Raw genomic sequence first — 8,594 nt, 5'->3', positions numbered from 1 at the left:
ACCGGTAAAAAATGATAAAAAACCTCAAAAAAAATCAAGCGAAAAGAGTAAAAGGCCAAATGTTTTCCAGCAAATAGTAGGCTTTATTAAAGGCGTCTACCATGAGTTGAAAAAAGTAACCTGGTTGGAAAGAGACGAATTAATACGACGTACAGGCGTTGTCGCAGGTATTGTTTCAATTTTTACTTTACTCGTTTGGGTTGTTGATTCAGGTTTAGGGGCACTTGCTGGGCTATTGCTCAATAAATAGTTAAGGGAGAACCATGGAAAATAATCAACACGATGAGGCACAATGGTTTGTAGCCCATACCTATTCAGGTTATGAGAATAAGGTTAAGGCTAGCATTGAGGCCACAGTAGAAAACAGAAATATGGAGGAACTGATCCTAGAGGTTCAGGTTCCTGTACAAGAAGTAGTGGAAACCAAAAACGGCAAACGCGTCGTCAAAGAAAAGAAACTATTTCCAGGTTATGTCATGATTAAAATGTTCATAACTGATGATTCATGGTATGTTGTGAGAAACACGCGTGGTGTTACCGGATTTGTTGGCCCAGCTTCGAAACCTGTGCCATTGACCAAAGCTGAATTAAAAAGCATGGGCATCCGTCAACAGCGTGTGGAAATCAGCATGCAAGTAGGAGAAGAAGTTAAGGTCATTGAAGGACCCCTTGAAGGATTTACCGGGATTATCGAAGAAGTGAATTTGGAGAAATCAAAGGTTAAAGTCAATGTTTCAATGTTTGGTCGGGAAACCCCTGCTGAACTGGGATTTGAACAAATCGAGAAATTAAATGCTTAAGGGAAAACAATTCTTCATGCTTGCTCCCGCGGGAGAAAACATACAAAAATAAAATGAAGGAGGTGTTAACATGGCAAAAAAAGTAATAGGACTTATTAAATTACAAATTAATGCAGGTAAAGCAACGCCAGCACCACCAGTTGGGCCAGCACTTGGACAACACGGCGTTAACATTATGGGATTCTGTAAAGAATTCAATGCAAAAACGGCAAATGAAGTTGGAATGATTATTCCTGTAGTGATTACTGTTTTTCAGGATAGATCGTTTTCGTTTATAACAAAAACACCACCGGCAGCAGTTCTTTTAAAGAAAATAGCTGGGATTGAATCAGGATCAGGCGAACCAAACAAAACAAAGGTAGCAAAAGTAACTGAAGCTCAATTAAGAGAAATTGCAACCCTAAAGATGCCTGATTTAAATGCAGCATCCGTTGAATCAGCAATGAGAATGATCGCTGGAACTGCCCGAAGCATGGGTATTACAATCGAAGAATAATTCTATAAGGTTAGAAAAACCTTAAGTGGGAGGGAAACCGTTAATACCACAAGGAGGCTATAATGAAAAAAGGTAAAAAATACCAGGATTTAGTAAAAAGCTATGATAAGCAGGAATTGTTTGATCTTGATGCAGCAATTGTTCAAGTTAAAAAAATGGCGACTGCGAAATTTGACGAAACCATTGAATTGCATATTAAACTGGGTGTTGACTCACGTCATGCAGATCAACAGGTTCGTGGAGCTATCGTTCTGCCACATGGTACAGGTAAATCAGTTAAAGTTCTTGTTATTGCCAAAGGCGATAAATTAAAAGAAGCTGAGGAAGCTGGTGCAGATTTCTTTGGTGAAGACGATATGATTGAAAAAATTCAACAGGAAAACTGGTTTGATTTTGATATAATGATTGCTACCCCTGACATGATGGGTAAAGTTGGCCGTTTAGGACGTGTTTTAGGACCTAAAGGATTAATGCCTAACCCTAAATCAGGAACAGTTACTATGGACATCGCAAAGGCGGTTGCTGATACTAAAGCCGGTAAGGTTGAGTATCGTTTGGATAAAACCAACATCATCCATGTTATTATTGGAAAGGCTTCATTTTCACAAGAAGCTTTACTTCAAAACATGATTGTTTTACTCGAAACAATTAAAAAAGCAAAACCATCAGCTTCCAAAGGACTATACTTTAGAAGTGTTACCTTAGCAAGCACAATGAGCCCTGGTATAAAAATCAATGCAGGAAAAATCTAAGGTCCGGTTAATAAATTTTAACTGAAGACCCGAATCGACTTGACATAGAAAATGACAAATGATACAATATCGTCGTTGTCAAATAATATCATTCATCCATAGACAGTAGGTGTTTTACATAAATCCTACCGAGGTTGAAGAGAAAAAGCTTATATGAATTATAAAGCTCTCTTCACACTGTGGAGTGAGCTTTTTTGATACGATTTTTAAAAGGAGGTGCACATAACATATGGCAAAGATTGAAGTTAAACAAGTCGTTGTACAAGAAATTGCCGAAAAATTTCGCAACGCAAAAACTGCGGTTCTCGTTGATTATCGTGGCTTAACCGTTGAAGAAGTAACTGAACTTCGTGCTAAATCGCGAGATGCAGGCGTCGAATACAAGGTTTACAAAAATTCAATGATGCGCTTTGCAGCCAAAGAAACTGGTTATGAAGGTCTTCTTGATGTTTTAGTAGGTCCTACTGCGATTGCTTTCTGTAACACAGATCCGGTAGCACCAGCAAAAATATTCAGTGAGTTTGCAAAGAAACATAAGGCTTTAGTCATTAAAGCAGGTATGGTTGAAGGTAAGGTCTTAGACGTCAAAGGCGTAGCAGAACTTGCAGAATTACCACCACGTGAAGTTTTGGTCGCCCAAGTTTTAGGCGCCTTAAATTCTCCAATTTCAGGTTTCGTCAACGTTTTAAACGGAAACCTGCGTGGATTAGTTGTCGCATTAGATGCGATTGCACAACAAAAACAAGCTTAGTTTTACAATTGAATTAAAATTTTAGAAAGAATATTTGGAGGTATTATAAAATGGCAAGTGAAAAAGTAACCCAATTAATCGAAGACGTAAAAGGTTTAACCGTATTAGAATTATCTGAATTAGTAAAAGCTTTAGAAACAGAATTCGGTGTAAGTGCTGCTGCTCCTATGGCTGCTGCCGGTGCTGCTCCTGCTGCTGCTGCTGAAGAAGCTGAAGAACAAACTGAATTTGAAGTGATCTTAACAGCTGTTGGCGATCAAAAAATCAAAGTTATCAAAGTTGTTCGTGAAATCACTGGCTTAGGCTTAAAAGAAGCAAAAGCATTAGTTGATGAAGCTCCAAAACCAGTTAAAGAAGGCGCTACTAAAGAAGAAGCTGCAGAAATTAAAGCTAAAATCGAAGAAGTAGGCGGAAGCATCGAAGTAAAATAATTCCTCGATAACCTATATGAAAAATCACTTGCTTGCGCAGGTGATTTTTTTGTTTGTCAGAGGATTTCTTGATTACTTCAGGATGCGGTCTTTTAAATTAACAGACAAATGTCTGAGAAGGAAGAAAAATGGGTAAAAAACAAAATAATCATGTCAAAGAAATCACCTCGATGGAAGTCGATTTTCCCCAATGGTACACGGATGTTATTTCAAAAACAGAATTAGTGGACTATTCCCCGGTAAAGGGCTTTATGGTCATTCGACCCTATGGTTATGCCATCTGGGAGTTGATCCAGAGTGCCTATGACAAACGTTTCAAGGAGACTGGCCATGAAAACATGTACTTTCCCCTCTTGATTCCTGAAAGCCTTATGAAAAAGGAAGCAGAGCACGTTGAAGGCTTTGCACCGGAGGTCGCCTGGGTTACCCATGGTGGTGATAAGAAACTGGCTGAGCGATTAGCAATACGACCAACCTCGGAAACCATTATTTGCAGTATGTATGCCAAGTGGCTGAATTCCTACAGACAATTGCCATACCTGTACAATCAGTGGTGCTCTGTGGTAAGATGGGAAAAAACTACTCGTCCATTCTTAAGAACTTCCGAGTTCCTTTGGCAGGAAGGCCATACCCTTCACGAAACACATGAAGAAGCCCAAACAGAAACCATGCAGATGTTAGACATTTACCGTGAAATAGCTGAAAATGTGTTGGCAATGCCCATGGTGGTTGGCAAAAAAAGTGAGAAAGAAAAATTTGCCGGTGCGGACGCCACCTATACAATGGAAGCACTGATGCATGACGGACAGGCATTACAATCCGGAACGTCACATAACCTGGGGCAGCACTTTACGAAAGCCTTTGACATTACCTACCTTGATCGAAATAATGAACAGTCTTATCCTTTTCATACTTCCTGGGGAGTATCAACCAGGTTAATTGGTGGTATCATTATGGTTCACGGGGATGACAATGGTTTAGTATTGCCTCCAAAAATTGCCCCGATTCAAGTGGTTATTATTCCGGTAGCCCAGCATAAAGAAGGGGTTCTGGACAAGGCCTGGGAATTAAGCAAAGCACTGGATAAAAAATATCGGATAAAAGTGGATGATCTTGAGGGAAATTCTCCTGGCTGGAAATTTAACCAATGGGAAATGAAGGGCGTTCCCATTCGTTTGGAAATCGGACCCCGAGATATTGAAAATGGACAATGCGTGCTGGCCAGACGTGATACCGGAGAAAAGGTTCAGGTAAGCCTGGAAAATATTGCCGAAACGGTTGGAAAACTGTTAGAAGAAATTCAACAAAACCTTTTTGATAAAGCTTTAAAAATGCGTGAGGAAAAAACATCCACCGCGGAAAATCTGGATGACTTTAAAAAGAAATTACATGAGAACCCGGGCTTTATTAAGGCCATGTGGTGTGGTGATAAAGACTGCGAAGAAAAAGTTAAAGAAGAAACAGGCACTTCCATTCGCTGTGTTCCCTTTGATGATGAACAGGAAGTTCTTTATGAAGGAAAATGTGTTTGTTGCGATAAGTCTGCTGAAAAAATGGTATATTTTGCCCGTGCTTACTAGGATTACGAAAGCGAGATAAAATGAGTATCATTGCAATGACAAACCTTGAGTTCACTTTAGATGAAGAAGAATTTTATAAACATATCCATATGATAAGAGGATCGAAACGAGCAATACCCATTCAAACAATCCTGGATGCTGCAAAAGACATTTCAAATCCAAAGGTTTTATACCGAGTATCTGAGGCTAAAATTATTGATGCTGACCACTTTTATTTGGATGATATTTTATTTTGCAGTACAGTTGCAGTGGAGAAAATTCGTCATGGGGGTTTGGTTATTCCTAACATTGTGACTTCTGGTTTAGAAATTGAGAATTATTGCAGAACAAAAGAGAAAATGCTGGAACAGTATATTACAATGGAGCTTTGCAATTTTGCCTGTGGCTTTGCCCAGGAAGTCATGAAAAAAGATATCAAGAAACGTTATGATGCAGATTTGGTTGATTGCATCTATCCCGGAGAAGACGGTTTTCACCTGGATTCCGGAAAAAGGCTCTTTGAGCTTTTTTCCGGGTTTGAAGAAAAAATAGGGGTGACCCTTTCAGAAGCCGGGCTCCCGACTCCCAGTCGCACGGCTTACGGTATTTCCTTTGGGAATAAATAAACGAACAAACCCGTCCTGAGGACAATGGTAAATCGTTGTCGGCTGCATGTTCGTACAGGCGATCGCCTGTGCGCCATGATGCCGACAACTTGTTATTACCATTGTCCCCAGGACTTACTTTTCTGCTTTGTCGACAATTAAAAAAGAGGCCAATTTTGGCCTCTTTTTTATTGTTTATAAACTCAAATGCAGCTATGCGAGATTTTTGTTTAATTCTTTAAGCAGTTCGGACATGTTTTTGTTAAACAACGGGTGAATGAAATAAGGGGCAATTTCCGCCATGGGTTCCATGACAAAGCCCCGTTCATGGGCTCTGGGGTGGGGAAGAATCACATGAGGGTCATCGGAGATAAGATTATCGTAAAATAATATATCCAAATCAAGGGTTCGTGGTCCCCAGTGAATCGTCCGCTCACGCTTTAATTCTTCTTCAATCCCTAAAAGCCTTATCATAAGCTCCCGGGGAGGTAAGAACGTTTTTATTTCAAGAACGCCATTTAAAAAAGCATCCTGATCTTCGTATCCCCAGGGTTCTGTTTCAATAATCGTGGATTGGTTTAGAATACTAATTTCATCCATTGCGCCTAAGCGAGCAATGGCAGCTTCAATATTTTTAAGCTTTTCTCCCATGTTGGCACCAAAGCCAATAAAAGCCCGATGCCACTCCCTGGTAATTTCAATGGCGATGGTATCCATTGATCGAAGAATCGGGGCCCAGGGTTTTTTAATCATGATTTTAACCAGCGAGACCATCGGATAGTTGTTCAGTACATAGGTAGTGAGTTTTTCTCCGGCAGTTTCAATGAGATCATAGCTTTCCTTCTGAAATTCTTTTTCCAGGGCATGGGCAAGCTCTCCGTAATGAACGGATTTTGAGAGATCACCGGTAATGGCTGCTTCACGCATGTTTAAGTTTAAGGTTACTGAAATAAGAAATTTCTGGCCTAAGCTCTTCTCTTCAGGAAAGACTCCATGGTAGGCAAATACTTCAAGATCTTTTATATACAGTTTATCCATTCTTTTCCTTTCAAAATGGCAGCAGTCATCATGGCGGCGCGTTTATTTTCCAGTACATCATGAACACGAATAATGGATGCCCCCTTCATGATACCAATCACAGTGGTGGCAACCGTGCCTTCAATCCGTTCAGTCACCGGTAAATCCAATGTCAGGCCAATGAATCCCTTACGGGAGGTGCCTAAAAGCAAAGGAAAGCCAAGTTTCAGGATCAATTCTAAATGCTGCATGACAGCCATATTCTGCTCATAATTTTTGGCAAAGCCAATACCGGGATCCAGGATTATTTTATTTTTAGAAACCCCAGCTTTCAGGGCAATATCAATGGATCCTTCCAGATCATGGCGCATGTCAACCATGAGATTTTTATAATTCATGTCGTTGCGATTGTGCATAAGCACACAGGGAACGTCGTATTTTGCTGTGATATTAGCCAGACGAGGATCTCGCTTGAATCCCCAGACATCATTGACAAGGTTGGCTCCAGCCTGGATAGCCAGTTCACCAACCTTACTTTTGTATGTATCAATGGAAATGGGAATATCAAACCGACATCGAATGGCTTCAATCATCGGAACCACACGGTCAATTTCTTCGGACTCTGCCACCGATTTATGCCCTGGTCGGGTTGATTCACCACCGAGATCGATGATATCCGCACCATCATTAATCATTTTTTCAACGTGCTGAAGGCTTTTGTCAAGGGAATTGAATTCGCCACCATCCGAAAAAGAATCTGGGGTGACATTTAAAATCCCCATAATGGCGATATCATTTTCTAAATCAAAATTTCTATTGCCAATAAGCATGGTTGACCTCCTTTTGATTTATTTTTATCCCAGTGGTATCTGGATTTTTTAGTACCTTATGAAAAGGTTCTTTTTCTTTGAACCCCAATCACAATTCTTTTCCATCGGGCAACTCAGGCATTCCCTGGAAAGCTTGTCGCTTTCGTAAAAAATGTGGCTGAACATCTGGGATTCCGGGTTGCGATGATTCAGGATTGCTTCGAGAATCTGTTCTTTTTCGTCGGAATTGAAATCCAATTGCTCAAGCAACGAAATTGCCAGGTCGTAGGATGCAATTTCATGGGGTGTTTTATCCTTGTACTGAACAAAACGACCGATATCGTGGAGAAGAGCAGTGGTATAAATAAGATCCCGGGGGATGCTTAAGCCAGCCTCAAGACTTTTAGTGGTAGCAATACGAGCTACCGCTAAAAAGTGCGAGAGATTATGTCTGCAAAACTTTCGTTTTTCTTCATAGCCCTTAATGCTTTTCAAGTGTTTTTGATAGTCGGCATTTTGAAAGAGCTTGTTGGTGTTTTTTAAATTTTCCATAGAATATGCCTAGTTAATGCTCATGAGTTTATGGACTTCGTCCTTTAACTCTTTATTATTTTCAAAAATACCAGCCTGCATGGCGGTGATGGTTCTTGTTCCCGGGCGTTTAACCCCACGCATGTTAATGCAAAGATGCTGGGCTTCAATAATAACCATGACACCACGGGCGTTGAGATATTTCATGATGGCTTCTCCGATTTCTGTGGTCAGGGATTCCTGAATCTGGGGTTTTTTGGTGTAGATATCAACGGTTCGTACCAGTTTAGAAAGGCCGGCTACTCTGCCATTGGGTATATACGCAATGTGAACTTTGCCATAAAAAGGCATGAGATGATGCTCACACATCGAATAAAAAGGAATATCCCTTTCAATCACAACATCATCGGATTTCACAGGAAAGGTTTTTGAAAGGTGGTGTTCGGCAGTTTTGCCAAAACCGGAAAAAATTTCCGCATACATACGGGCTACTCGATCCGGTGTATCAATGAGTCCCTCACGGTTTGGGTCTTCACCGATGGCTTCCAGTATCATGACAACAGCTTCTTGGATTTTTTTTTGATCAATCATTTTTCTCCTATCGCCAAACTTGGGTTATATCCGCGGTTTGGAATGGTTTTTGCTAAAACCAAATAAAAAAAGCATTACTTAAATAAAACAAAAAGTTTTAAGCAATGCTTCCGCAACCCTCGATTTTCTAGTCCAGGGGTCCAGCGGAAGCAACAAGATATCGCAATGGTCGCATTTCGTTTAAAGGCAACTTCCCATCCCTTAACACTTTACGCATCTTATCTACTCTGTTTATATTCAATTGAGTGTATT

12 protein-coding genes, 1 riboswitch and 1 other annotated feature are annotated in these 8,594 nt (G+C 40.4%); of the genes, 8 read left to right on the top strand and 4 right to left on the bottom strand.

What is annotated here, in order from left to right; translation table 11 throughout:
* The 8 genes from secE to VIK44_RS10185 all read left to right on the top strand — a co-directional run.
* Window positions 1-250, top strand: a 250-nt coding sequence (gene secE, locus VIK44_RS10220) for a preprotein translocase subunit SecE (protein WP_331553802.1), incomplete at its 5' end; no start/stop codon positions are given.
* A gap of 13 nt (window positions 251-263) precedes the next feature.
* Entirely contained in the window at window positions 264-800 is a 537-nt protein-coding gene (nusG, locus tag VIK44_RS10215) for a transcription termination/antitermination protein NusG (RefSeq protein WP_331553801.1), read from the top strand.
* A 70-nt stretch (window positions 801-870) separates the two neighbouring features.
* Window positions 871-1,296: a 50S ribosomal protein L11 gene (gene rplK / locus VIK44_RS10210; RefSeq protein ID WP_331553800.1), complete on the top strand. Its 426-nt coding sequence runs from the start codon at window positions 871-873 to the stop codon at window positions 1,294-1,296.
* Between the two features lie 62 nt (window positions 1,297-1,358).
* Window positions 1,359-2,048, top strand: coding sequence for a 50S ribosomal protein L1 (gene rplA / locus VIK44_RS10205; RefSeq protein ID WP_331553799.1), 690 nt, complete (start codon window positions 1,359-1,361; stop codon window positions 2,046-2,048).
* Between the two features lie 78 nt (window positions 2,049-2,126).
* Window positions 2,127-2,253: a sequence feature (ribosomal protein L10 leader region), on the top strand.
* Window positions 2,254-2,277: 24 nt separating this feature from the next.
* Complete coding sequence (gene rplJ, locus VIK44_RS10200; RefSeq protein ID WP_331553798.1) at window positions 2,278-2,799, top strand: 50S ribosomal protein L10; 522 nt, start codon at window positions 2,278-2,280, stop codon at window positions 2,797-2,799.
* 50 nt (window positions 2,800-2,849) lie between these two features.
* On the top strand, window positions 2,850-3,230 hold the full coding sequence (rplL, locus tag VIK44_RS10195; RefSeq protein ID WP_331553797.1) for a 50S ribosomal protein L7/L12: 381 nt from the start codon (window positions 2,850-2,852) through the stop codon (window positions 3,228-3,230).
* Between the two features lie 128 nt (window positions 3,231-3,358).
* Complete coding sequence (gene proS / locus VIK44_RS10190; protein ID WP_331553796.1) at window positions 3,359-4,810, top strand: proline--tRNA ligase; 1,452 nt, start codon at window positions 3,359-3,361, stop codon at window positions 4,808-4,810.
* 20 nt (window positions 4,811-4,830) lie between these two features.
* A complete protein-coding gene (locus VIK44_RS10185; protein ID WP_331553795.1) occupies window positions 4,831-5,415 on the top strand; it encodes a hypothetical protein in 585 nt (194 codons plus the stop codon).
* A 192-nt stretch (window positions 5,416-5,607) separates the two neighbouring features.
* Here VIK44_RS10185 and folK read toward each other — a convergent pair whose 3' ends face one another.
* The 4 genes from folK to folE are packed head-to-tail and all read right to left on the bottom strand — an operon-like array spanning window position 5,608 to window position 8,342.
* A complete protein-coding gene (folK, locus tag VIK44_RS10180; protein ID WP_331553794.1) occupies window positions 5,608-6,432 on the bottom strand; it encodes a 2-amino-4-hydroxy-6-hydroxymethyldihydropteridine diphosphokinase in 825 nt (274 codons plus the stop codon).
* Window positions 6,414-7,241 (bottom strand): dihydropteroate synthase, encoded by an 828-nt coding sequence (gene folP / locus VIK44_RS10175; protein ID WP_331553793.1) that lies wholly within the window; start codon window positions 7,239-7,241, stop codon window positions 6,414-6,416. The genes folK and folP overlap by 19 nt, the downstream gene beginning before the upstream one ends.
* A 48-nt stretch (window positions 7,242-7,289) precedes the next feature.
* On the bottom strand, window positions 7,290-7,772 hold the full coding sequence (locus tag VIK44_RS10170; RefSeq protein ID WP_331553792.1) for an HD domain-containing protein: 483 nt from the start codon (window positions 7,770-7,772) through the stop codon (window positions 7,290-7,292).
* 9 nt (window positions 7,773-7,781) lie between these two features.
* On the bottom strand, window positions 7,782-8,342 hold the full coding sequence (gene folE / locus VIK44_RS10165) for a GTP cyclohydrolase I FolE (RefSeq protein ID WP_331553791.1): 561 nt from the start codon (window positions 8,340-8,342) through the stop codon (window positions 7,782-7,784).
* Between the two features lie 139 nt (window positions 8,343-8,481).
* Window positions 8,482-8,574: riboswitch (THF riboswitch) on the bottom strand.
* Between the last annotated feature and the right edge of the window lie 20 nt (window positions 8,575-8,594).

This window comes from Acetobacterium sp. (genome assembly GCF_036508315.1).
Lineage (GTDB): Bacteria > Bacillota > Clostridia > Eubacteriales > Eubacteriaceae > Acetobacterium.
This window is presented reverse-complemented; position numbering and strand designations above follow the sequence as displayed.